The organism is Pseudoclavibacter sp. JSM 162008 (assembly GCF_041366455.1).
Taxonomy (GTDB): Bacteria; Actinomycetota; Actinomycetes; order Actinomycetales; family Microbacteriaceae; genus Pseudoclavibacter.
Window position 1 is genome coordinate 75,679 of sequence record NZ_JBEWYX010000009.1, and the last position, 22,727, is coordinate 98,405.

The following is a 22,727-nucleotide window of genomic DNA, read 5'->3' on the forward strand; positions in this document are numbered from 1 at the left end:
TGCTCGCCCCGACCCGGTCGGGCCGTGGAGCGGGGACCCAGAGGGGCGAGCATAGGCTTGCGGGATGACGACTTCCGCTCTTCCCACCCAGAACACCAGTCAGCCACGACCGCAGACGGACATCGACCGGCTCGCGGAGGCCTGGGTCGCTACCGAGATCGACCTCTCGCCCGAGCTGCGCGTGGAGCTCGGCGCCGAGGGCGACAAGGCCGAGTACGGCGACTACTCGTCGGCCGCGGCTCCCCGGAAGCGCGCCGCGATCGTCGAGGTGCTCGCGAAGCTGGACACGCTCACCGAGACCGACGAGGTCGACCGTGTGACGGCGCTCGAGCTGCGACGCAGCCTCGGGCTCGAGGTCGAGATGATCGACGCCAAGCTGCACCTGCGTGAACTGTCGAACATCGCATCTCCGGCGCAGGACATCCGCATGGTGTTCGACCTCATGCCTCGCGAGACGCCGAGCGACTTCGAGGACATCGCGCGGCGCCTCGAGAGCCTGCCTGCGGCGGTCGAGGGCTACACGGAGCGCCTCGGCGCGGGCATCATGGCCGGTGTAGTTCCCGCGAAGCGGCAGGTCCGCGAAGTCGCCGTGCAGACCGGCGAGTACGCGGCCCCGGGGAACTTCTTCGAGCAGCTCGCGGAGTCGTCGCCCGCGACCGGCGAGCTCTCGCAGGAACTCCGCAAGAAGCTGCAGCGAGGCGCTGAGCTCGCGTCTGCCGCGTACGGCGCGTTCACGACGTTCCTCGACGACGAGCTGCTGCCCGCGGCGAGCGAGACCGACGCCGTCGGGCGCGAGCACTACGCGCTCGCCTCCCGCGGCTTCCTCGGTGCCGCCGTCGACCTGGACGAGACCTACGAGTGGGGCCTCGCCGAGCTCGCGCGGATGAAGGCCGAGCAGGAGGCGATCGCGAACGAGATCCTCCCAGGCGCATCCGTCGCGGAGGCCATCGCTCACCTCGAGCTCGATCCGAGCCGAAAACTGCATGGAAAGCCGGCTCTCAAGGCCTGGATGCAGGAGACCAGCGACCGAGCCGTCGCCGAGCTCGCAGAAAGCCACTTCGACATCCCGGAGCCGATGCGCCGACTCGAGTGCATGATCGCGCCAACGGAAGAGGGCGGCATCTACTACACGGGCCCGTCCGAGGACTTCTCCCGTCCCGGCCGCATGTGGTGGTCGGTCACACCGGGCGTCACGGAGTTCGACACCTGGCGCGAGCTGACGACCGTGTACCACGAAGGCGTCCCGGGCCACCACCTGCAGATCGCGCGCGCGACCCTGAACCGAGACCAGCTCAACACCTGGCGACGCAACAACTGGACCTCGGGCCACGGCGAGGGGTGGGCGCTGTACGCGGAACGCCTCATGGAGCAGCTCGGCTACCTCGATGAGCCCGCCGACCGACTCGGCATGCTCGACGGGCAGCGGATGCGCGCAGCACGCGTCGTCCTCGACATCGGTGTCCACCTCGGCAAGACGGTCCCCGAGGGAGACGAGGTCTGGGACTACGAGTACGCGCTCGACTTCATGCGCCAGCACGTGAACATGCCGGACGGCTTCGTGAAGTTCGAGGTGAACCGCTACTTCGGCTGGCCGGGCCAAGCACCCTCCTACAAGATCGGTCAGCGCATCTGGGAGGAGCTGCGCGCGGAAGCCGAACAGCGAGGCGGGGATGACTTCGACCTCAAGGCCTGGCACTCGCGTGCGCTCGACCTCGGCGGCCTCGGCCTCGACACCCTCCGCGAGGTGCTCAGCACGGACTGATCGGGCGGCTCGAGCGTCCGGCCTTCGTGGCTGGACATCACCCAGGCGGCTTCGCCTAGGCTCGCGGCAGCGAATGCATCGATGCATTCGCTGCCGCGAATCCGAGGAGGCTGCGAGGTGCACCCGCAGAGTGGCGAGAGCGTCGGTCCCGACCAGGCGGCCGCCGCATCCGCCCATTCCCTGATCGACGCCGACGGCGGGCGAAGCGGAGGCGTCGACCTCCGCTCGGCGGTCGCAGGCCTTCGCAGCGTCGTCCGCGAATCCTGGCTCCGTTCGCTGCACCTGCTCGGGAGTCCTTCGAATGCCAGGGCTCGTGACCTCGACGCGTTCGAACCGCTCGCGGCCGCACGCGAACGCAGCCCCCTCCAGCACGTCCTTCCCGTCCTCGACCGCCTGCTCGTCGAGCCGGCCAGGGACACCGGCCTCATCGTCGCCATCACCAACGAGCAGGGACGTCTCCTGTGGGTGCGCGGGGACAGCGACACGCTTCGCCGCGCGGAGCACATGGACTTCGTGGCAGGCGCCGACTGGTCCGAGGGTGCCGTCGGCACGAGCGCCCCGGGCACAGCTCTGGCCTCAGGTCGAGGCGTGCAGATCGCGGGCGCCGAGCACTTCGCCCCCGCGGTGCAGCTGCTCAGCTGCACCGCGGTCCCCATCCGCGATCCCCTGTCCGGCCTCGCGGTGGGAGCCATCGACCTGACGGGTGACGAACGGGCGGTCGGCCCCCATTCCCTCGCCCTCATGCGGGCAGCCGTCGCCGCCGCCGAAGCCGAGATGCGAGTCGCCGCCTTGCTGGCAGGCGCCGCGGCTCGCTCCGGCGGCCCGTCCCTCCCGAGTGCGCCGGCGAACGGGGCCGCTACGGCCAAGGTCAGCGCACTCGGCGTCCATCGTGCTCGACTCGCAGCACCGGGCCTGCCGCTGCTCGAGCTCAGCGGCAGACACGGAGAGATCCTGACGCTCCTCGCCGCACGCCCCTCCGGGCTCAGCGCGGGGGAGCTTGCACTCCGGCTCTACGGTGAGACGGCCAAGGAGGTCACGCTCCGGGCGGAGCTCGCGAGGCTCAGGCCGCTCCTCGCCGAACGCGACCTCGACCTCGTGCCGCGCCCCTATCGTGTCGCGAAGGGCCTCACGAGCGATGCCGCCGAGGTGCTGCGCCTCCTCGCAGCGGGCGACGTCCGGGCGGCGGTGAGGATGTATCCGGGCGAGCTCCTGCCCGCCTCCGATGCGCCTGGCATCCGCGAACTGCGGGCCGAGATCTCGGCGACGCTCCGGGACCAGGTCCTCAGCACGGCGGACACGCCGACGCTGCTCGCCTACCTCGAGCTCCCAGAGGTCGCCCAGGACTCCGACGCCTTCCGCATCGCCCTCGGCGTGCTCCCGCCTCGCTCGCCCGCCCGTTCCAGGTACGTCGCTCGGATCGAATCGCTCGAGTCCTGAAGCGCTCCTCGCGCGACAGCGCCATAGTGCTGCAACCCGATTGCAACGTTGTCGCTCCTAATCTGCCGAGGAAGAGTTTCCCCGGACAAAGGAGTCCCCATGACTGTGTACGCCAAGCCAGGAACCGACGGGTCCCTCGTCTCGTTCAAGCCGCGCTACGAGCACTACATCGGCGGCCAATGGGTGCCGCCGGTGAAGGGCGAGTACTTCGAGAACATCACCCCGGTGACCGGCCAGCCCTTCACCGAGGTCGCCCGCGGAACGGCCGAGGACATCGAGGCGGCCCTGGACGCGGCGCACGCCGCAGCCCCCGCCTGGGGCAAGACCAGCCCGGCCGAGCGTGCCGTCATCCTGAACAAGATCGCAGACCGCATCGAGGAGAACCTCGAGTACATCGCCGTCACCGAGACGTGGGACAACGGCAAGCCCATCCGAGAGTGCCTCGCCGCCGACATCCCGCTCGCGATCGATCACTTCAGATACTTCGCGGGAGCCATCAGGGCGCAGGAAGGAACGCTCAGCCAGCTTGACGACAACACGACCTCGTACCACTTCCACGAGCCGCTCGGCGTCGTCGGCCAGATCATCCCATGGAACTTCCCGATCCTCATGGCCGTGTGGAAGCTCGCGCCAGCACTCGCAGCAGGCAACGCGATCGTCCTGAAGCCGGCAGAGCAGACGCCCACGTCGATCCTCGTGCTCTTCGAGCTCATCGGCGACCTGCTCCCGCCTGGCGTCGTGAACATCGTGAACGGCTTCGGCGCCGAGGCCGGGAAACCGCTGGCGTCGAACTCGCGCATCCGCAAGATCGCGTTCACGGGCGAGACGACGACCGGGCGCCTCATCATGCAGTACGCCTCGCAGAACATCATCCCCGTGACGCTCGAGCTCGGCGGCAAGAGCCCGAACATCTTCTTCGAGGACATCGCGCTGCGCGATGACGCGTACTACGACAAGGCCCAGGAGGGCTTCACGCTCTTCGCCCTCAACCAGGGTGAGGTCTGCACCTGCCCGTCCCGCGCCCTCATCCAGGACTCGATCTACGACAGCTTCCTCGAGGACGTGACCGAGCGCACCCGCAAGATCGTGCAGGGCAACCCGCTCGACACCGACACGCAGGTCGGCGCCCAGGCCTCGAACGACCAGCTCGAGAAGATCCTCAGCTACCTGGAGATCGGACGTCAGGAAGGCGCGAAGGTCCGCATCGGCGGCGCGCGCGCGGAACTGGACGGCGACCTCGCGGGCGGCTACTACGTGCAACCCACGATCTTCGAAGGCCAGAACAGCATGCGCATCTTCCAGGAGGAGATCTTCGGCCCGGTTGTCGCGGTCACGAAGTTCTCCGACTACGACGACGCGATCTCGATCGCCAACGACACCCTCTACGGTCTCGGCGCCGGTGTCTGGTCGCGCATGGGCAACACCGCCTACCGCGCCGGCCGGGACATCCAGGCCGGCCGTGTCTGGGTCAACCAGTACCACGCGTACCCTGCCCACTCGGCGTTCGGCGGCTACAAGTCCTCCGGCATCGGCCGCGAGAACCACCTCATGATGCTCGACCACTACCAGCAGACGAAGAACCTCCTCGTCAGCTACAGCGAGGACAAGCTGGGCTTCTTCTGATTCACGCCCGCGCCCGGCGTCCGAGCACTCATGGAGTCCTCGGGCGCCGGGCGTACGCTCGCCGCACACGCGACACCGAGCCGCGCGTGCGACCCAAAGCAAGGCCGGACACCAAGACACAACGAACGGGTGAAGACATGCACAGCGAAGTGCGAGGCGATGTCGACGAGCTGCCCAGTGGTGGAGCGCTCGCGTCGACCCCGACCATCGAGGGCGAGACCTTCTCCCGGGTCTCCTTCACGCCGGAAGCCGTCGGGATGATCTCGGCGCTCGGGAGGCGCCACGGCCCGCTCATGTTCCATCAGTCCGGGGGCTGCTGCGATGGCTCCTCGCCCATGTGCTACCCGGCTGGCGACTTCCTCACCGGCGACGCCGACGTCCTCCTCGGCACCACCGACATCGCCGACGCGGGTCGAGTGGAGTTCTGGATGTCGCGCGAGCAGTTCGCGTACTGGCGCCACACTCATCTCACCGTCGATATCGTCACCGGGCGGGGATCCGGCTTCTCGCTGGAGGCCCCGGAAGGCAAGCGCTTCCTGATCCGCTCGCAGCTCATGAACCCCGACGGCACCGACGCGGATTCGCTCGCCGTCTCCTGATCCGTGCGGAGCCGAACGGGGCTCGCGGGACCGACTCGCCGCAAACGCCGGGGAACTCGCCACGCGCGACACTTGCTCTCACTTGACTTCGCCGACTAGGCTGACAGAGCACTTTTCTGTGTGCACGTATCCGCATTCCCGGATGAGCACCATTGCCCTCGACATCATGCCGAGAGCAGCACATCCGGGCCGACTTATAGCCCACCTGGAGCATTACCTACATGACCACCACCACGACCGAAAAGGCAACCAAGCAGGTCGCCATCAACGACATCGGATCTGCTGAGGACTTTCTTGCCGCGGTCGAAGAGACGCTGAAGTTCTTCAACGACGGGGACCTCATCGAGGGCACCGTCGTTCGCATCGACCGCGACGAGGTCCTCCTCGACGTCGGTTACAAGACCGAGGGCGTCATCCCCTCGCGCGAGCTTTCGATCAAGCACGACGTCGACCCCACCGAGGTCGTTCAGGTCGGCGACACCGTTGAGGCCCTCGTTCTCCAGAAGGAGGACAAGGAAGGCCGTCTGATCCTGTCCAAGAAGCGCGCACAGTACGAGCGCGCCTGGGGCGACGTGGAGAAGATCAAGGAAGAGGACGGCGTCGTCACCGGCACCGTCATCGAGGTCGTCAAGGGCGGTCTCATCGTCGACATCGGCCTCCGCGGCTTCCTCCCGGCCTCGCTCATCGAGCTCCGCCGTGTGCGCGACCTCACGCCGTACCTCGGTCAGGAACTCGAGGCCAAGGTGCTCGAGCTCGACAAGAACCGCAACAACGTCGTGCTCTCGCGCCGCGCGCTCCTCGAGCAGACCCAGTCCGAGACCCGCTCGAACTTCCTCAACAACCTCCAGAAGGGCCAGGTCCGCAAGGGTGTGGTCTCCTCGATCGTCAACTTCGGTGCGTTCGTCGACCTGGGTGGCGTTGACGGCCTCGTGCACGTCTCCGAGCTCAGCTGGAAGCACATCGAGCACGCCTCCGAGGTCGTCGAGGTTGGCCAGGAGGTCACCGTCGAGATCCTCGAGGTCGACCTCGACCGCGAGCGTGTCTCGCTCTCGCTGAAGGCAACGCAGGAAGACCCGTGGCAGGTGCTCGCACGCACGCACGCCATCGGTCAGATCGCACCGGGCAAGGTCACGAAGCTCGTTCCGTTCGGTGCGTTCGTGCGCGTCGCAGACGGCATCGAGGGCCTCGTGCACATCTCGGAGCTCTCCAGCGGTCACGTCGAGCTCGCCGAGCAGGTTGTGTCGGTCGGTCAGGAGCTGTTCGTCAAGATCATCGACATCGACCTCGACCGTCGCCGCATCTCGCTCTCGCTCAAGCAGGCGAACGATGGCGTCGACCCCGAGGGCACCGAGTTCGACGCGGCGCTCTACGGCATGGTCTCCGAGTACGACGCTGAGGGCAACTACACGTACCCCGAGGGCTTCGACCCCGAGACCAACGAGTGGAAGGAAGGCTTCGACGCACAGCGCGAGGCTTGGGAGCAGGAGTACGCTCTCGCCCAGACTCGCTGGGAAGCGCACAAGAAGCAGGTCGCATCCGCAGCCGAGATCGAGCAGAACGTCAGCGCTGTCGCGCCGTCGAGCTCCTCGAACTCGTTCGCGAGCGAAGCAGCTGGCGCAGGAACGCTTGCCGACGACGAGTCGCTTGCCGCCCTCCGCGAGAAGCTCGCAGGGAACTAGTTCCCAGCAGCAGCAGTGCATCCGAAGGCCGGTCCCAGTTCTGGGGCCGGCCTTCGGCCGTTGTGGGGAGAGAGGCGCGGATACCGGCGCGAATGCAACGCCCGGCCGCTGAGAAGCGGCCGGGCGTTGCTCGTCCCAGCGGGGCTCGTTCTGGTCAGGCGGTGAAGCCCGGGGCGGGCGGGACCGGGGGAGCCGCCGACCCCGACCTGGCAGCGCGGGCGTCGCGCACGCGCTTGAAGCTGCGGAACAGCAGCCAGGCGAGCACACCGAGCATTGCGAGCATGACCAGCACGAACAGCGGCACGAGAATCGCGGAGAAGAGCAGCCCGACGCTGATGGCGTCCTCGCCGACGCTCAGGATCGGAGCGGCCGCACCAGCTGTCACGACGTTCGCCGCGGCTCGGGTGCTGCTCTTGGTGAGGTGGGTCAGCAGGGCGATGCCGATCCCGATGACCACTGGCACCCACGCGTTGCTCGTGAAGAAGCTGGCCGGGTCCTGGATGGCTGCGGTCGAGCTGGCGGTGCCAGCCCCGAAGACGATGCCGCCGGAGGTCGGGCGGATGACCGTCTGGATCCAGTCGTTGACGTGGTCCAGCGCGGGGACCTTGTCGGCGACGAGCTCGAGCACGAGCAGCACGCCGACGATGATGAGCACCCAGTCGTTGCTGAGCCAGGCCCAGTCTGCTGGAAGCGCGATGAGGTCGGTGAATCGGGCGAGAAGCCCGATCCCGAGCAGTGGGATGAACGCGTTGAGGCCGCTCGCCGTCGCGAGTCCCAGGCCGGTCAGAATTTCAAGCATGTGTCTCGTGCCTCCTGCGTCCCAGTCTGGCACGCGATCAGCCCGGGGGCGGGTCGTCCCGGGATTGCCGGAGGGTGCTCTCGGCCGGAGCGCAGTAGCGTTGGCCACACGACGATGCCCGTCGGAGGGCATGCGCAGACGAGAGGACGGCACATCATGGTCACCATCGCGCTGACCGGGGGAATCGGATCCGGCAAGACGACCATCGCCAACCGACTTGCCGAGCTCGGCGGCGTGATCCTCGACGCCGACGTCTTCGCGCGAGAGGCCGTCGCCGTCGGCGCTCCAGCGCTTCGACAGATCGTCGCGCGCTTCGGACAGCAGGTGCTCCTGGCGGACGGCACATTGGACCGTCCCGCACTCGGCGCGCTGGTCTTCGGCGACGACGAGGCACGCGGGGCGCTCAACGACATCGTGCACCCGGAGGTGCGTCGCCTCACGGGGGAGAAGCTCGATGAGGTGCTCGCCGACGACCCGGCGGCCCTTGTCGTGCATGTCATCCCGCTGCTCGTCGAATCGACGAGCAACTACGACTACGAGGAGATCTGGGTTGCGGATGCGCCGGCCAACATCCGCGAGGAGCGTCTCGTCGAGGGTCGCGGCATGACACCGGAAGACGCGCAGGCTCGAATCGCATCGCAGGCGAGCGATGACGAGCGGCGTCGGATCGCCGACGTGCTCATCGACACGAGCGCCCCCCTCGACGAGACACTCGATCAGGTCGACGCCGAGTGGCGCCGGCTCACGGCCGCGAGCCTTCGAGCACCGGAGACGCAGACGTACGGAGTCTGACCGACGGACGCGCGCCTGGCCCCAAGCCTGGTCCTGACAGTGGGCTGACGATGGGGCATGCTGGGCGCTCGGGAGTTCTAGCGTGAGTCCTGTGGGGGCGCTGAGTCATCTGCAGTTCGATTGGCAGAGCCCTGTCTGGCGCCACTTCCTCGTGGAGCTCGGCCGCATCGCAACGGTGATCCGGTACGACGAGCGCGGACACGGGCTGTCAGACCGCGGTGTGACCGACCACAGAGCGCGAGTGGCTGCACTGGACGCAGACCTGGCGGCACTCGCCGACCGTTCCCTGCAGGACGGCCAGATGAACTGGGAGTACCTCATGGTGACCGCTTCCCGGAGGTGACGCGTGCACGCCCTAGGCGAGATCGACCCACTCGGCGCCGAGGGGGACGAGCGAGCCCCGGCCGGCGGTGACCGCCGCCACCTCGGCAGCCAGCCGCCCGCGCGCGTCAGGGGAGTCGGGGATGGCCAGGCTCAACATGGCTGTGGCTCCGGCGTAGTCGGTTCCGGCCACGAGCACGCCGCGGACGCGCAGCTCGTTCTCCCACTGACCTGCGGTGGCGTGCGGCGCTTCGAGGCTGAAGATCGCCCTCGCCTCGCGCGTCGCGAGTCGTGCGAGCTGCAGGGTTGCCGAGACGGACTCCGAGTAAGCGCGCACAAGCCCGCCTGCGCCGAGCAGAACGCCGCCGAAGTACCGCGTGACCACAGCGACGACGTCGCTGAGGTCGGCCGAGGACGGGATGCCGCGTTCGCGCTCGTGCAGCACGAGCGCCTCGAGCATAGGCGTCCCAGCCGTCCCGCCAGGTTCGCCATCATCGTTCGAGCGCTGGACATCTCGCCCGGCACCCAGCACGAACGCACTGCAGTGATGGCGCGCCAGTCGGTGTGCGGCCCGCCGATCGGCGATGACCGCCCTTGCCTCCGCTTCGCTCTCCACTCGCTGGAGGCGGCAGATGAACCGGGAGCGGCGGATCTCGATCTCGTTGTCGAGCGGACCCAGATCGGCGAGTACCCCGTAGCTCGGCGCCGAGTCGGCACGCCCGCTCGACGGGCTGCCCCCTGACTGTGCGGCGCGCATCCCGGCAGTCTACGGCGGTCGCCGCGCATCCTCGGCAGTCCTCCGACCAAACGTTCAGACCTGGCTGACAAGGTTGGTCTTCCCCCGCACTGAACGGGACTCATCGACCGGGATCCGCGACTCGCGCTCCCAAGAGAGGACTGAGATGACCACAACAGCCTCAAGCCAGCACACCGAGAACGGCGAGTACACCGTCCCCGGGCTCTCGCTCGACAAGGGCCACGAGATCGGCGAGCTCCTCCAGCTTCGCCTTCACGCCCTCAACGACCTGCACCTCACGCTGAAGCACGCCCACTGGAACGTCATCGGGCGCGACTTCATCAGCGTCCACGAGATGCTCGACCCCCAGATCGAACTCGTTCGCGGTTATGCCGACGAGGTCGCGGAGCGCATGGCGACCCTCGGCGTGCCGCCGAACGGCCTGCCGGGCGCGCTCGTCCAGGCCCGCACCTGGGGTGACTACGAGGTGTTCCGCGCAGGCACCCGCCAGCACCTCGAGGCGCTGGACCACGTCTACGTGGGCGTCATCACCGACCACCGCGAGGCCATCAAGCGCCTCGACGACCTCGACCTCGTGACCCAGGACCTGGTCATCGGCCAGGTGTCCGAGCTGGAGAAGTTCCAGTGGTTCATCCGCGCACACCTCGAGAACACGCATGGCGTGCTCTCGAGCGAGGACTAGTCCGCGCCGACTGCACATCGGGGCCTCCGTGATCGCGCAGAGCGCATCACGGAGGCCCCGAAATGTCGCAGCCGCCACGTACACTTGTTCTATGCAAGCAACACGCAGCGTCCGTCCCTTCGAAGTCGTCAGCGAGTACACGCCGAGTGGCGACCAGCCGAAGGCTATCGACGAGCTTGCGAGTCGCATCAACGCCGGCGAACCGGATGTCGTCCTGCTCGGGGCCACCGGAACCGGAAAGTCCGCCACGACCGCGTGGCTCATCGAGAAGCTGCAGCGCCCGGCCCTCGTGCTGGCGCACAACAAGACCCTGGCGGCGCAGCTCGCGACGGAGTTCCGCGAGCTCATGCCGAACAACGCCGTCGAGTACTTCGTCTCCTACTACGACTACTACCAGCCGGAGGCGTACGTCCCGCAGACCGACACCTTCATCGAGAAGGACAGCTCGGTGAACGAGGAGGTCGAGCGGCTACGGCACTCCACGACGAACTCGCTGCTGAGTCGCCGCGACGTCATCGTCGTCTCCACGGTCTCCTGCATCTACGGCCTCGGGAAGCCAGAGGAGTACTTCAACTCGATGCTCGCGCTCCACGTCGGAGACCGCATCCCGCGCCAGGAGCTGCTCCGGCGCTTCGTCACCATGCAGTACCAGCGCAACGACGTGGCCTTCCAGCGCGGCACCTTCCGAGTTCGGGGCGACACGATCGAGATCATCCCCGTCTACGAGGAGCTCGCGATCCGGATCGAGATGTTCGGCGATGAGATCGAGGCGCTGACGGCCCTCAACCCGCTGACCGGTGACGTCGTCCGCTCCATGGACTCCGTGAGCGTCTTCCCTGGCTCGCACTACGTGGCAGGCGCGGATGCGATGCAACGGGCCATGGGCCAGATCCGCGACGAACTCGATGCTCGCCTCGGCGTCTTCGAGCGCGAGCAGAAGCTGCTCGAAGCCCAGCGGCTCCGCATGCGAACCTCCTTCGATCTGGAGATGATGGAGCAGATCGGCTTCTGCTCCGGCATCGAGAACTACTCGAGGCACATGGATGGTCGTGCGCCCGGCGAGGCCCCGCACTGCCTCATCGACTACTTCCCGGACGACTTCATCACCGTCATCGACGAGTCGCACGTGACCGTGCCGCAGATCGGCGCGATGTACGAAGGTGACGCCTCGCGGAAGCGCACGCTCGTCGACCATGGATTCCGCCTGCCGAGCGCCCTCGACAACCGACCGCTTCGGTGGGACGAGTTCAGCGACCGCGTCGGTCAGACCGTGTACCTGTCGGCGACGCCGGGCAAGTACGAGCTCGCGCAAGCTGACGGGTTCGTCGAGCAGATCATCCGCCCGACGGGGCTCGTCGACCCGCAGATCATCGTGAAGCCGTCAAAGGGCCAGATCGACGACCTGCTCGAGGAGATTCGAGTCCGCGCAGATCGCGACGAGCGAGTCCTCGTCACGACCCTCACCAAGAAGATGGCAGAGGAGCTCACTGACTTCCTCGGCGAGAACGGCGTCCGCGTCCGCTACCTGCACGCCGACGTCGACACGCTGCGCCGGGTGGAGCTCCTCTCGGAGCTTCGTGCCGGACTCTACGATGTGCTCGTCGGCATCAACCTCCTCCGCGAGGGCCTCGACCTGCCGGAGGTGTCCCTCGTCGCGATCCTGGACGCCGACAAGGAGGGGTTCCTGCGCTCCAGCACGTCCCTCATCCAGACCATCGGACGCGCCGCCCGAAACGTGACGGGCGAGGTGCACATGTACGCCGACCGCATCACCGACAGCATGGCGCAAGCCATCGAGGAGACCGACCGGCGCCGCGACCGCCAGCTCGCCTACAACAAGGAGCACGGCATCGACCCGACCCCGCTGCGCAAGAAGATCGCAGACATCACGGAGTCGCTCATGCGTGAGGGGCAGGACACCGAAAACCTCCTCGCATCTCGCGGCAAGGGCGACAACAAGCGGCAGACGACACCTAAGCTCAAGCGAGAGGGTCTCGCCGCATCCGGCGCACGCGAGCTCGAGAACATGATCTCTGACCTCAACGCGCAGATGCTCGACGCGGCCAGCGAGCTCAAGTTCGAGCTCGCCGCCCGCCTTCGCGATGAGCTCTCGGCTCTGAAGCAAGACCTCCGGACCATGGAACGAGCCGGGCACGTCACCAAGGGGTGACCGCGGCCGCGCGCCTCTGACGGGCGCACAGCATCCACACGAATAGAGAACCTGAAAGAGCTATGGCCGTCCTTCCTCCCTCCTCGCAGCTGCGCGTCCAAGGCGCCCGCGTCCACAACCTCAAGAACGTCGACCTCGAGATCCCACGCGACAGTCTCGTCGTGTTCACGGGCCTCTCCGGGTCGGGGAAGTCGTCGCTCGCCTTCGACACCATCTTCGCGGAGGGCCAGCGACGATACGTCGAGTCGCTCTCCGCCTACGCGCGGCAGTTCCTCGGCCAGGTCGACCGACCCGACGTCGACTTCATCGAGGGCCTGAGCCCCGCGGTCTCGATCGACCAGAAGTCGACCAACCGGAACCCGCGGTCGACGGTCGGCACGATCACGGAGATCTACGACTACCTCCGCCTGCTGTGGGCGCGAATCGGCGTGCCGCACTGCCCGGTCTGCGGCGAGGTCATCCAGCGGCAGACCGTGCAGCAAATCGCCGACCACCTCATGGAGCTCGAGGAGGGCACCAGGTACCAGGTGCTCGCGCCCGTCGTGCAGCAGAAGAAGGGCGAGTTCGTCGACCTCTTCCAGTCGCTCTCCGGTCAGGGCTACGCGAGGGCGATGGTGGACGGCGAGCGAGTGCAGCTCACCGACCCGCCCAAGCTCAAGAAGTCGTTCAAGCACGACATCTCGGTCATCGTCGACCGCCTCGTCGCCGCCGACGACGTGCTCGGCCGCCTGACCGACTCGCTGGAGACGGCGCTCCGCCTGGCGGACGGCCTCGTGCAGATCAACTTCGTGGATGCGGAGGGTGACGATGCGTGGACCACGTTCTCCGAGCAGCTCTCCTGCCCGAACAACCACCCCATCGCGCTCACCGAGATCGAACCGAGGACGTTCTCCTTCAACGCCCCGTTCGGCGCCTGCCAGACCTGCGACGGCCTCGGCACGCGCATGTCCGTCGACCGCGAGCTGCTCATCGGCGACCCACTCGACTCGATCGCGGATGGCGTCATCCTGCCGTGGAGCTCCCAGGGCAAGAGCCTGTACCAGTACTACGAGCGCCTCCTCCTCGGGCTCTCGGAGCAGATCCAGTTCAAGCTCACGACTCCATGGAAGAAGCTCCCAGAGGAGGTCCGCGAGGCCATCCTCGAGGGGCGCGAGTACGAGGTCAAGGTCAAGTACCGCAACCGCTTCGGCCGACAGATGACGTACAGCTCGGGTTTCGAGGGCGTCATGCCCTACATCGAGCGCCAGTACGCCGAGGCGGAGACCGACGCGACCCGTGCCCGCTGGGCTCAGTATCTGCGCGAGATCCCGTGCTCGGCGTGCAACGGGGCGCGCCTGCGCCCCGAGGTGCTCGCGGTCAAGGTCCACGGCCGCTCCATCGCCGACGCGACGACACTGAGCCTCGCCGACTGCCTGGACTTCATGAACACGGTCGAGCTCACCGACCGGGAGGCGAAGATCGCCGCGCAGGTCCTCAGGGAGATCCGCGCCCGCCTCGACTTCCTCATCGAGGTCGGGCTCAGCTACCTCGACCTCGCCCGTGCCGCCGGAACGCTCTCCGGCGGTGAGGCCCAGCGCATCCGCCTCGCGACACAGATCGGGTCCGGCCTGACCGGCGTGCTGTACGTCCTCGACGAGCCGTCCATCGGTCTCCACCAGCGCGACAACCGGCGACTCATCGAGACCCTCGTCAAGCTGCGCGACCTCGGAAACACCCTCATCGTCGTCGAGCACGACGAGGACACCATCCGCACCTCCGACTGGATCGTGGACATCGGGCCGGGAGCGGGGGAGCACGGGGGCGAAGTCGTCCACAGTGGCTCCGTCGCCGACCTCGAGAAGAACACCAGGTCGATCACGGGCGACTACCTCTCGGGGCGCATGGGCATCGAGACGCCCAAGAAGCGTCGGAAGTACGACAAGAAGCGAGAGCTCACCGTCGTCGGCGCCAGGGCAAACAACCTGAAGAACGTGCAGGTGAGCTTCCCTCTCGGCATCCTCACCGCGGTCACGGGTGTCAGCGGGTCCGGGAAGTCGTCGCTTGTGAACGACATCCTCTACCGGGTGCTCGCGAGCAAGCTCAACGGAGCACGCGCCGTCGCCGGCAAGCACACGCGCATCACCGGTGTCGACCAGCTCGACAAGGTCATCCACGTCGACCAGAACCCCATCGGCCGGACTCCCCGCTCGAACCCGGCCACGTACACGGGCGTCTTCGACCGCATCCGCACGCTCTTCGCGGAGACGAGCGAAGCGAAGGCGCGCGGCTACCTGCCTGGGCGCTTCAGCTTCAACGTCAAGGGCGGCCGCTGCGAGGCGTGCTCGGGAGACGGCACGCTGAAGATCGAGATGAACTTCCTCCCGGATGTCTACGTCCTGTGCGAGGTGTGCGGAGGATCGCGGTACAACCGCGAGACCCTCAGCGTGCACTACAAGGGCAAGAACATCGCTGAGGTCCTGCAGATGCCGATCGCCGAGGCTGCGGACTTCTTCGAGCCCATCACGGCCATCCACCGGTACCTCTCGACGCTCGTCGAGGTCGGTCTGGGCTATGTGCGCCTCGGGCAGTCGGCGACGACGCTCTCCGGCGGCGAGGCGCAGCGCGTCAAGCTCGCCACGGAGCTCCAGCGCCGCTCCAACGGACGGAGCGTCTACGTGCTCGACGAGCCCACCACCGGCCTCCACTTCGAGGACGTCCGCAAGCTCCTGAAGGTGCTGGGCGGACTCGTCGACAAGGGCAACACCGTCATCGTGATCGAGCACAACCTCGACGTCATCAAGTCCGCGGACTGGCTCATCGACATGGGGCCGGAGGGTGGCTCAGGTGGCGGCACCGTCGTCGGCGTCGGCACCCCCGAGAAGGTCGCCGGCATCGCGGAGAGCCACACGGGCCAGTACCTCAAGGAGATCTTCGACCGGGAGGCAGCTGGCCGCTGATGGCGAACGTCCTGCCATATCGTCCCGCGACGGGCGACATCCCCACAGCCCCCGGGGTCTACAGGTTCCTCGGGGACAACGACCGCGTGCTCTACGTCGGGAAGGCCAAGAACCTCCGCGCGCGCCTGAGCAACTACTTCGCGCCACTCGAGCGGCTGCACGAACGCACGCGGCACATGGTGACGACGGCAACTCGTGTCGAGTGGACCGTCGTGCGCACCGAGACCGAGGCCCTGCAGCTCGAGTACACCTGGATCCAGGAGTTCTCGCCGCCCTTCAACGTCAAGTTCAAGGACGACAAGAGCTACCCGTTCATGGCGGTCACGCTCGGCGACGAGGCGCCGCGCGTCCTCGTCACCCGCAACCCGAAGATCCGCGGTGCCAGGTACTTCGGTCCGTACCCCAAGGTATGGGCGGTCAACGAGACCATCGACCTCATGGTCAAGGCGTTCCCGATCCGAACCTGCAACGACTCGAACTACAAGCGCGCCATGCAGAGCGGGCGCCCGTGCTTCCCGGGCCAGATCGGCCGGTGCGGAGGGCCCTGCAGCGGACGCGTGACCATCGCGGAGCACCGCGTGATCGTGAACGAGTTCGTGCGGTTCATGGAGAGCTATGACCGCAGCCTGCTGACGACGCTGCAGGAGGAGATGAAGCTCGCCGCCAGCGAGATGCGCTTCGAGGACGCAGCCAGACTGCGTGACCGCATCGGAGCGCTCGAGAACGTCCTGGAGAAGAGCGCGGTCGTCCTGCCGGACAACGTCGACCTCGACCTCTTCGGCATCGCGGAGGACGAGCTGAGCGCATCCGTGCAGCAGTTCACGGTTCGCGGCGGCCGCATCCGCGGCGTTCGCAACTGGGTGCTCGACAAGGAACTCGACACCGACCTCGGAACGATCATCGACCAGACGATGCAGCGCGTCTACGGGAATGACGGACTCTTCCCGCCAGGTGAGATCATCGTGCCGGCCTTGCCGGACGATTCCGAGGCGCTGTCGGAATGGCTTGAGGCGACCAGACAGGCCAAGGTGAACCTGCGAACGGCGCAGCGGGGCCCGAAATCCGAACTCCTCAAGACCGCGACGATCAACGCCATGGGGTCGCTCGCGCAGTACAAGCTAAAACGCAGCAGCGACTACGTCGCGCGATCGGATGCGCTCACCGAGCTGCAGAACGCGCTGGGCTTGGCCGAGGCGCCGCTTCGCATCGAGTGCTACGACATCTCGCACCTGCAAGGCACCGGCATCGTCGGCTCCATGGTGGTCTTTGAGGACGGCCTGGCGCGGAAGTCGCACTACCGGCGCTTCAACATCGCGTCGTCGACGGACGACACGGACTCCATTCGCCAGGTGCTCGCGCGGCGCCTCGCCTACCTGCGCGACGACGCGACACCGGCCGATATCGTCGAGGACGCAGCCCTCTCCGCGGATCGCGTGAAAGCGTCGACGCAGGAATCCACACGGGCCAAGTTCGCCTACCGACCGCAGCTGCTGCTCATCGACGGCGGAGTGCCGCAGGTCAACGCGGCGCAACGCGCGCTCGAGGAATCCGGGGTGCGTGGCATCGCCGTCGTCGGCATCGCCAAGCGGCTCGAGGAGCTCTGGCTCCCAGACGACGACTTCCCGGTCATCCTCCCTCGAGGGTCCGAAGCGCTCTTCCTCGTGCAGCGTCTTCGAGACGAGGCGCACCGCTTCGCGATCCGCCATCAGCGCACGAAGCGCAAAGCCGACATCGGCACGGTCCTCGCAGACATCCCTGGCCTCGGGCCGACGCGCGTCGCCGCCCTCCTCAAGAAGTTCGGCTCGGTCAAGAGACTCCGGGCGGCCACCGTCGAGGAGCTCACGAGCGTGCAGGGAGTCGGAGAGGCCACGGCGACCGCGATAACCGAGCGATTCGCGCGAGAGCAATCGGCGGAAGCGTGAGAGACGCACGGTCCGGCTATGTAGGCTGGTGTTTTAGTCCACGGGAGGTGACCTGCGCATGAGTTCGGCGGAGATCGACGGCGAAGGACGCCAGCACATCATGATCGTCACCGGCATGTCCGGTGCGGGACGGTCCACGGCGTGCAAGGCGTTCGAGGACCTCGACTGGTTCGTGGTCGACAATCTGCCCCCGCAGATGATCAGGCCCCTCATCGAGGTCGCCGGAAAGGCGCGAGACTCGCTCCCGAAGCTCGCCGTCTCGGTCGACGTGCGTGGCGGCCACCTCCTCGAGGAGTTCACCGCGCTCGTGGGCGGGCTCAGGGAGACGCACGAGGTCGACGTTCTCTTCCTCGATGCGACCGACGGAACGCTCGTGCGACGGTTCGAGGCTGTCCGTCGCCCGCATCCCTTGCAGGGCAACGGCACGATCCTCGATGGCATCGCCCGCGAACGCAGCCGCCTCCAGGAGATCCGCGAGGCGAGCGACATCGTCATCGACACCTCGGAGCTCAACGGCCACCAGCTGGTGACCCGCATCGTCAAGCGCTTCGGCGAAGCCGACCAGAACAAGGTCGCCGTGACGGTGCAGAGCTTCGGCTTCAAGTACGGCATCCCCACGGATGCCGATCTGGTCGTCGACATGCGCTTCCTGCCGAACCCTTTCTGGGAGCCGGAACTCCGCGCCTTCAACGGCCGCGACAAGCGCGTCTCCGACTACGTCTTCGACCAAGAAGGTGCAGACGAGTTCCTGACCCACTACATTGAGATGCTTGACCCCGTGCTGCGGGGTTACGAACGTGAGAACAAGCGGCACGTGACGCTGGCCGTCGGATGCACCGGCGGCAAGCACCGCTCGGTCGCCATGACCGAGCGCATCGCGAGCCTGCTGCGCGAACGCGATGACACGATCATCAGCGTGCGGCACCGCGACCTCGGTCGCGAGTGACTCCCGTTCCATCTCGCATTCGCGACGACGCTTCGTCGCGCCCACTCACTCTGATCCATGGAGGTACCCCGGTGACGCTCACCGCCGATGTCAAGCACGAGCTTCTGCGCACGCGCGCAGCCACAACCCAAGCTCGTGCTGCCGAGGTCGCGTCGCTCCTGAGGTTCGCGGGTGGCCTGCAGCTCATCTCGGGGCGCATCGCTGTCGAGGCGCAGCTCGATTCCGAGATGCTCGCCCGACGACTCGGCCGAGAGCTCCTCGAGCTGTACGGCGTGCGAGCCAAGATCTCCATCGTCGCCGGCTCAGGTGCCAGGCCGGGGGAGAGCTACCTGCTTCGAGTCCTCGAGAACGGCGAGACGCTCGCCAGGCAGACCGGACTCATGGACGCGCGACGACGCACAGTTCGCGGACTCCCGAACCGACTCACCACCGGCAGCCAGGACGACCTGACCGCTGTCTGGCGCGGCGCGTTCCTCGCAGCCGGGTCCCTGACCGATCCGGGCCGGTCTGCGTCGCTCGACATCATCACCCCGAACTCCGAGACGGCGATGGCCCTCGTCGGCGCGGCCGGACGACTCGGCGTCTCGTCCAAGGCCCGCGAGGTCCGTGGCGTGCACCGCGTCGTCATCCGCGACGGTGATGCGATCAGCGCGATGCTGACCGTCATCGGAGCCCACGCGACCGTCGAGAGCTGGGAGAGCCTCCGGCAGCGCCGCGAGACGCGCGCGACCGCGAACCGGCTCGTGAACTTCGACGACGCGAACCTGCGGCGCTCCGCTCAGGCTGCGGTCACCGCCTGCACACGCGTCGAGCGGGCGCTCGAGATCCTCGGCGAGGGAGCACCGGACCACCTCAAGTACGCGGGGCAGCTGCGTCTGGCGCACCGCGAGGCCTCCCTGGACGAGCTGGGGCGCTACGCGGATCCGCCCATGACGAAGGACGCCGTCGCCGGCCGCATCCGTCGCCTCCTCGCGCTTGCGGACAAGCAGGCATCGGACCGCGGCATCCCCGGCACGGAGTCCAACCTCCCCGTGCTCGACGAGCTCTGATCACCGCGCCGAACAGCTCTGCCCGTTTGGTCACCTCCGCGCCCGCCCATGGGACTAGGCTGACGATGTTGAACGGGCCTGCCCAGCAGACCGTTCCCACGATTTCGGTGCGATGGTGCACCCGGCCGCTTATGGCCACACAGTCCTGTCAAATCGGAGAAACAACAGGAAAAAGGAGCATCACGTGACGAAAATCGCCATCAACGGTTTCGGACGCATCGGACGCAGCTACGCACGCGCACTGCTGCAGGATGACAACAACCTCGAGCTCGTTGCAATCAACGACCTCACCGACAACAAGACCCTTGCACACCTCCTCAAGTACGACTCCACGGGTGGCAAGCTGAAGAACGACATCTCGTTCGACGACGACGCCATCTACGTCGACGGCAAGAAGATCACGGCCACGGCCGAGCGCGACCCCGCCAACCTGCCCTGGGCAGAGCTCGGCGTCGAGATCGTCATCGAGAGCACGGGGCACTTCACCGACCCCGACAAGGCTCGCGCGCACATCGCTGCAGGCGCCAAGAAGGTCATCCTCTCGGCTCCCGCTTCCGGACCTGCCCCGACGTTCGTCTTCGGCGTGAACCACACCGAGTACGACCCCGAGAATGACGACGTCATCTCGAACGCGTCGTGCACGACGAACTGCCTCGCGCCGCTCGTGAAGGTCTTCAACGACAAGTTCGGCATCGAGTCGGGTCTCATGACCACGGTCCACGCCTACACGTCCGACCAGAACCTGCAGGACGGCCCCCACAAGGACCTCCGTCGTGCACGTGCGGCCGCGCTCAGCATCATCCCCACGTCGACGGGTGCGGCGAAGGCCATCGGCCTCGTCATCCCCGAGCTCGCGGGCAAGCTCGACGGCTTCGCACTCCGCGTGCCCACCGAGACCGGCTCGATCACCGACCTCACCGTCGTCTCCAAGACGCCCGTGACCGTCGAGGAAGTCAACGCCGCGTACAAGGAAGCCGCCGAGGGCGAGTTCAAGGGCCTCCTCATGTACAACGAGGAAGACATCGTCTCGCGCGACATCGTGGGAGAGAACCACTCCTCGATCTTCGACGCGCCACTGACCAAGGTCATCGGCAACCAGGTGAAGCTGTCGTCCTGGTACGACAACGAGTGGGGCTACACCGTTCGCCTCGTCGACCTCACCGAGTACGTCGCGAGCAAGCTCTAACCACTTCGGCAACAGAGGAAGGATCGCCAACATGGCGCTTCGCACAATCGAGAGCCTTGGCTCCCTCACGGGAAAGAAGGTCATCGTCCGCTGCGACCTGAACGTGCCGCTGAAGGAGGGCGTGATCACCGACGATGGTCGGATTCGCGCCTCCCTCGGCACGCTCCGCCTCCTCCTCGACCAGGGTGCGCAGGTCATCGTGATCTCGCACCTTGGTCGGCCCAAGGGGGCACCTGAACCGCAGTACTCGCTCGCTCCAGCCGCCTCCCGGCTGGGTGAGCTCCTCGAGATCGATGCCCCTCTTGCCGCCGACACGGTCGGCGAGGACGCGCAGCGCCTCGTCGGCGGTCTCGAAGACGGCCAGCTGGTCGTCCTCGAGAACCTCCGCTTCAACCCGGGTGAGACGAGCAAGGACGACGCCGAGCGCCGAGCCTTCGCCGAGCAGCTCGCGAGTTTCGCGGACGCGTTCGTCTCGGACGGCTTCGGAGTCGTGCACCGCAAGCAGGCCTCGGTGTACGACCTGCCCCAGCTCGTGCCGAGCGCCGCGGGACTCCTCGTGGCCAACGAGCTCGAAGTGCTCGAGCGTCTGACCTCGGCCGTCGAGCGGCCGTACTCGGTGGTACTCGGTGGTTCGAAGGTGTCGGACAAGCTCGGTGTCATCGAGCATCTCCTCCCGAGGGTCGACTCGATCCTCATCGGCGGGGGAATGCTGTTCACGTTCCTTGCGGCCCAGGGCCACAAGGTGGGCTCCTCCCTCTTGGAGTCGGACCAGCTGGACACCGTTCGCGGGTACCTGGCGGACGCCGAGCAGCGTGGAGTCTCCATCGTGCTGCCGAGCGATGTCGTCGTCGCAGCATCGTTCTCGGCGGACGCCGAGCACGAGGTCGTCCCCGCAGATGGCATCGAGGACAGCAGGTTCGGAGCCTCAGGAATCGGACTCGACATCGGACCGGAGACGGCCAAGGCGTTCGCCTCGGTCATCCGAGATTCGAAGACTGTGTTCTGGAACGGGCCCATGGGCGTGTTCGAGTTCCCCGCGTTCGCCGAGGGAACCCGTTCCGTCGCAGACGCCCTGACCGACGTCGACGGCCTCTCGGTTGTCGGCGGCGGCGACTCCGCAGCAGCCGTGCGCACGCTCGGCTTCGCAGATGACAGATTTGGCCACATCTCTACTGGTGGCGGTGCCAGCCTCGAGTTCCTCGAGGGCAAGCAGCTGCCCGGATTGCAGGTTCTCGGATGGTAACGACTCGTACCCCGCTCATGGCGGGCAACTGGAAGATGAACCTGGACCACCTCCAGGCCATCGCGTTCACGCAGAAGCTCGCGTGGGCGCTCAAGGACGCGAAGCACGACTTCGACGATGTCGAGGTCGCGATCTTCCCTCCCTACACCGATCTGCGGAGCGTGCAGACGCTCGTGGACGCCGACAAGCTCTCGCTGAGCTACGGCGCCCAGGACGTCTCCGCCCACGACTCCGGCGCGTACACGGGTGAGATCTCGGGCGCGTTCCTGAGCGCTCTCGCTTGCAGGTACGTCATCCTCGGACACTCCGAGCGACGCACGCTGCACGCGGAGACAGATGAGGTCGTGGGCAGCAAGGTGAAGGCCGCGCTGAAGCACGGCCTCGTCCCGGTCATCTGCGTCGGCGAGACATCGGAAGACCTCGAGAAGTTCGGTGCAAGCGCCGTCCCCGTCGCTCAGCTGAAGGCTGCGCTCGAGGGCGTCGAGGGTACCCCGGACCTCGTGGTCGCCTACGAGCCGGTCTGGGCCATCGGGTCAGGACAGGCCGCGACCCCCGAGCAGGCGCAGACCGTCGCCAAGGCGCTCCGCGATGCGCTCGAGGAGCTTCTCGGCGAGTCGGTGGCAACGGCCACGCGCATCCTCTACGGCGGTTCCGTGAAGTCGGACAACATCGCGGGCTTCATGCGCGAGCCCGACGTCGACGGCGCGCTCATCGGCGGCGCGAGCCTCAAGGTCGACGAGTTCAGCGCCATCGCGCGGTTCCGTCAGCACGTCGGTTCCTAGTCGCAAACGGCAACCATCTATACTCGGACGTGGCCTGTTCAC

Annotated in this window: 18 protein-coding genes; 16 read left to right on the forward strand and 2 right to left on the reverse strand. The window is 67.0% G+C overall.

Annotated features, from left to right (window positions below; translation table 11 throughout):
* Positions 1 to 64 precede the first annotated feature (64 nt).
* From ABVF28_RS09400 to rpsA, 5 genes are all read left to right on the forward strand, one after another.
* Positions 65 to 1,762 carry a DUF885 domain-containing protein gene (locus ABVF28_RS09400; RefSeq protein ID WP_371030290.1) on the forward strand — a complete coding sequence of 566 codons (1,698 nt, stop codon included), beginning with the start codon at positions 65 to 67 and terminating at the stop codon, positions 1,760 to 1,762.
* Between the two features lie 117 nt (positions 1,763 to 1,879).
* A complete protein-coding gene (locus ABVF28_RS09405; protein WP_371030291.1) occupies positions 1,880 to 3,199 on the forward strand; it encodes a transcriptional regulator in 1,320 nt (439 codons plus the stop codon).
* Positions 3,200 to 3,298: 99 nt separating this feature from the next.
* Positions 3,299 to 4,822, forward strand: coding sequence for an aldehyde dehydrogenase family protein (locus ABVF28_RS09410; protein ID WP_371030292.1), 1,524 nt, complete (start codon positions 3,299 to 3,301; stop codon positions 4,820 to 4,822).
* Positions 4,823 to 4,959: 137 nt separating this feature from the next.
* Complete coding sequence (locus ABVF28_RS09415; protein WP_371030293.1) at positions 4,960 to 5,421, forward strand: DUF779 domain-containing protein; 462 nt, start codon at positions 4,960 to 4,962, stop codon at positions 5,419 to 5,421.
* A 221-nt stretch (positions 5,422 to 5,642) separates the two neighbouring features.
* Entirely contained in the window at positions 5,643 to 7,100 is a 1,458-nt protein-coding gene (rpsA, locus tag ABVF28_RS09420; protein WP_104252919.1) for a 30S ribosomal protein S1, read from the forward strand.
* Between the two features lie 154 nt (positions 7,101 to 7,254).
* Here rpsA and ABVF28_RS09425 read toward each other — a convergent pair whose 3' ends face one another.
* The gene (locus tag ABVF28_RS09425) at positions 7,255 to 7,899 is read right to left on the reverse strand and encodes a DUF4126 domain-containing protein (RefSeq protein WP_371030294.1); all 645 of its coding nucleotides are present in this window, start codon (positions 7,897 to 7,899) and stop codon (positions 7,255 to 7,257) included.
* Between the two features lie 156 nt (positions 7,900 to 8,055).
* On the opposite strand from ABVF28_RS09425, the gene coaE reads away from it, so the two are divergent.
* Positions 8,056 to 8,691 (forward strand): dephospho-CoA kinase, encoded by a 636-nt coding sequence (coaE, locus tag ABVF28_RS09430; RefSeq protein ID WP_371030295.1) that lies wholly within the window; start codon positions 8,056 to 8,058, stop codon positions 8,689 to 8,691.
* A 91-nt stretch (positions 8,692 to 8,782) separates the two neighbouring features.
* On the forward strand, positions 8,783 to 9,034 hold the full coding sequence (locus ABVF28_RS09435; RefSeq protein ID WP_371030296.1) for a hypothetical protein: 252 nt from the start codon (positions 8,783 to 8,785) through the stop codon (positions 9,032 to 9,034).
* A gap of 12 nt (positions 9,035 to 9,046) precedes the next feature.
* Here the strand turns inward: ABVF28_RS09435 and ABVF28_RS09440 are convergent, their stop codons facing one another.
* Positions 9,047 to 9,769: a YigZ family protein gene (locus ABVF28_RS09440; protein ID WP_371030297.1), complete on the reverse strand. Its 723-nt coding sequence runs from the start codon at positions 9,767 to 9,769 to the stop codon at positions 9,047 to 9,049.
* 145 nt (positions 9,770 to 9,914) lie between these two features.
* Here ABVF28_RS09440 and ABVF28_RS09445 point away from each other — a divergent pair, with 145 nt between their 5' ends.
* From ABVF28_RS09445 to tpiA, 9 genes are all read left to right on the forward strand, one after another.
* Positions 9,915 to 10,451 (forward strand): Dps family protein, encoded by a 537-nt coding sequence (locus ABVF28_RS09445; RefSeq protein ID WP_371030298.1) that lies wholly within the window; start codon positions 9,915 to 9,917, stop codon positions 10,449 to 10,451.
* 91 nt (positions 10,452 to 10,542) lie between these two features.
* On the forward strand, positions 10,543 to 12,621 hold the full coding sequence (gene uvrB, locus ABVF28_RS09450; RefSeq protein ID WP_371030299.1) for an excinuclease ABC subunit UvrB: 2,079 nt from the start codon (positions 10,543 to 10,545) through the stop codon (positions 12,619 to 12,621).
* Between the two features lie 62 nt (positions 12,622 to 12,683).
* Positions 12,684 to 15,557 carry an excinuclease ABC subunit UvrA gene (uvrA, locus tag ABVF28_RS09455; RefSeq protein ID WP_104311918.1) on the forward strand — a complete coding sequence of 958 codons (2,874 nt, stop codon included), beginning with the start codon at positions 12,684 to 12,686 and terminating at the stop codon, positions 15,555 to 15,557.
* A complete protein-coding gene (gene uvrC, locus ABVF28_RS09460; RefSeq protein WP_371030300.1) occupies positions 15,557 to 17,479 on the forward strand; it encodes an excinuclease ABC subunit UvrC in 1,923 nt (640 codons plus the stop codon). Before uvrA ends, uvrC begins: the two co-directional genes overlap by 1 nt.
* Positions 17,480 to 17,537: 58 nt before the next feature.
* On the forward strand, positions 17,538 to 18,425 hold the full coding sequence (gene rapZ, locus ABVF28_RS09465; RefSeq protein WP_068481863.1) for an RNase adapter RapZ: 888 nt from the start codon (positions 17,538 to 17,540) through the stop codon (positions 18,423 to 18,425).
* A 71-nt stretch (positions 18,426 to 18,496) separates the two neighbouring features.
* The gene (whiA, locus tag ABVF28_RS09470) at positions 18,497 to 19,474 is read left to right on the forward strand and encodes a DNA-binding protein WhiA (protein ID WP_068481866.1); all 978 of its coding nucleotides are present in this window, start codon (positions 18,497 to 18,499) and stop codon (positions 19,472 to 19,474) included.
* A 184-nt stretch (positions 19,475 to 19,658) separates the two neighbouring features.
* Complete coding sequence (gene gap / locus ABVF28_RS09475; RefSeq protein WP_258068117.1) at positions 19,659 to 20,660, forward strand: type I glyceraldehyde-3-phosphate dehydrogenase; 1,002 nt, start codon at positions 19,659 to 19,661, stop codon at positions 20,658 to 20,660.
* Between the two features lie 31 nt (positions 20,661 to 20,691).
* A complete protein-coding gene (gene pgk, locus ABVF28_RS09480) occupies positions 20,692 to 21,903 on the forward strand; it encodes a phosphoglycerate kinase (protein WP_211890484.1) in 1,212 nt (403 codons plus the stop codon).
* Positions 21,897 to 22,685, forward strand: a complete 789-nt coding sequence (gene tpiA / locus ABVF28_RS09485) for a triose-phosphate isomerase (RefSeq protein WP_371030301.1) — start codon at positions 21,897 to 21,899, stop codon at positions 22,683 to 22,685. The genes pgk and tpiA overlap by 7 nt, the downstream gene beginning before the upstream one ends.
* Positions 22,686 to 22,727: the final 42 nt, after the last annotated feature.